This is a genomic window from Streptomyces ipomoeae 91-03 (assembly GCF_000317595.1).
GTDB lineage: Bacteria > Actinomycetota > Actinomycetes > Streptomycetales > Streptomycetaceae > Streptomyces > Streptomyces ipomoeae.
This window is the reverse complement of sequence record NZ_AEJC01000182.1, coordinates 1-2010: the sequence shown is the minus strand read 5'-3', so window position 1 is coordinate 2010 and position 2010 is coordinate 1. Positions and strand designations below refer to the sequence as shown.

The window sequence follows — 2010 nt, the reverse complement described above, 5'->3', positions numbered from 1 at the left end:
CGCATAGCCGCTGGGTCCCGAGTCCTCTGCTTTCGTACGTGCGTCCGTACTCGTCACCCAGTGACTCCTGTTCTTCTCTTCGGTCAGAGCGCGTCGGGGCCGCGCTCGCCGGTCCGGACCCGTACGGCCGTCTCGACCGGGATGGACCAGACCTTGCCGTCACCGATCTTGCCGGTGCGGGCGGCCTTGACGATGACGTCGATCAGCTGTTCGGCGTCGTCGTCCTCGGCCAGGACCTCGATACGGATCTTGGGGACCAGGTCCACGGTGTACTCGGCGCCGCGGTACACCTCGGTGTGCCCACGCTGCCGACCGTACCCACTGGCCTCGGTGACCGTAAGGCCGTGCACGCCGAACGCCTGCAGTGCTTCCTTGATCTCGTCGAGCCGGTGCGGCTTGACGACGGCGGTGATCAGCTTCATGCCTCGACCTTCTTGCTGGCGGGAGCAGCGACGCTGCTGACGGTGGCGGACGACATGTGGGAACCGGCGGCCTGGCTGAAGTCGTACGCCGTCTCGGCGTGCAGGGCCTGGTCGACACCGGCGACCTCGTCCTCCTCGGAGGCGCGGAAGCCGATCGTCTTCTGGATGAGGAAGGCGATGATCCAGGTGACGACAAAGGTGTAGGCCATGACCGAGAAGGCACCGGTGGCCTGCTTGCCGAACTGGCTGAGGCTGCCCTTGCCGTCGACGGCGAGGAAGCCGACCATCAGGGTGCCGATGACACCACCGACCAGGTGGACGCCGACAACGTCGAGGGAGTCGTCGTAGCCGAGCTTGTACTTGAGGCTGACGGCCCAGGAGCAGACCGCGCCCGCGACGATGCCGATGAGGATGGCGCCGAAGGCGTTGACGTGACCGCCGGAGGGGGTGATGGCGACGAGACCGGCGACGGCGCCGGAGCAGGCACCGAGGGTGGTGAACGCGCCGTGACGGATGCGCTCGTAGATCAGCCAGCCGATGATGGCGGCGGCGGTGGCGATCTGGGTGTTGATGGCCATACGGGCGGTGGTGCCATCGACACCCAGCTCGGAGCCGGCGTTGAAGCCGAACCAGCCGAACCACAGCAGGGCGGTGCCGATCATGACCAGCGGCAGGCTGTGTGGCCGCATCGGGTCCTTCTTGAAGCCGACCCGCTTGCCCACGACGAGGACCGCGGCGAGCGCGCCGATACCGGCGTTGATGTGAACGGCGGTACCACCGGCGAAGTCGATGACGCCCATGTCGAAGAGCCAGCCGCCGGGGGCCCAGACCCAGTGGGCGACCGGGAAGTACGCGATGGTGACCCAGAGGGCGACGAAAATCATCCAGGCGCTGAACTTGACGCGGTCGGCAAGCGCGCCACTCATCAGGGCCGGGGTGATGACCGCGAACATCATCTGGAAGAGGATGAACGCGAACGCGGCGATCTGGTGCGGCTTGTCGTTCGCGCCGACGACGAAGCTGTCGACCGTGCTCGCGATGTCGATGCCCTTGAGGCCGATCGCGTCCAGGTTGCCGATGAAGTGGCCGGTATCACCGCTGAAGGCGAGCGAGTATCCGTACAACACCCACAGGATGCTGACGATGCCCAGCGAGATGAAGGACATCATCAGCATGTTCAGCACGCTCTTGGCCCGGACCATGCCGCCGTAGAAGAGCGCGAGGCCCGGCGTCATCACCATGACGAGCGCCGCACTGATCAAAACGAATCCGGTATCTGTGCCGTTCAATGCCGGTATCTCCTCGTGGTCGGAACGGCCCGTGCGGATGCTGAAGCTTGGGAGCTATCGGGGAGGGCCGACTGTGCTGAGGAGACTGACGTAGCACCGTTTCACCAGGAGATTGGGAATGTTTCCCCGATGTGACGAACGCGCGTGTCGCGTTACAGACAGGTGAAACGTGAGTCACGGAGGATTCGTCCCGTACGGGGCCCCGCCCTTGCGGGACCGGTGGCGGATAACGGTTTCGTATCCGATGGAACTCTCGGGTGGCGGTCGACTTTCCGTGGGCTCCGGCGACGGGTGGGGAC

Annotated in this window: 2 protein-coding genes; both read right to left on the bottom strand. The window is 65.5% G+C overall.

Annotated features, from left to right (window positions below):
- Positions 1–83: 83 nt before the first annotated feature.
- Positions 84–422: a P-II family nitrogen regulator gene (locus STRIP9103_RS11985; RefSeq protein ID WP_009308760.1), complete on the bottom strand. Its 339-nt coding sequence runs from the start codon at positions 420–422 to the stop codon at positions 84–86.
- The gene (locus STRIP9103_RS11980; RefSeq protein WP_009308759.1) at positions 419–1711 is read right to left on the bottom strand and encodes an ammonium transporter; all 1293 of its coding nucleotides are present in this window, start codon (positions 1709–1711) and stop codon (positions 419–421) included. Before STRIP9103_RS11980 ends, STRIP9103_RS11985 begins: the two co-directional genes overlap by 4 nt.
- Between the last annotated feature and the right edge of the window lie 299 nt (positions 1712–2010).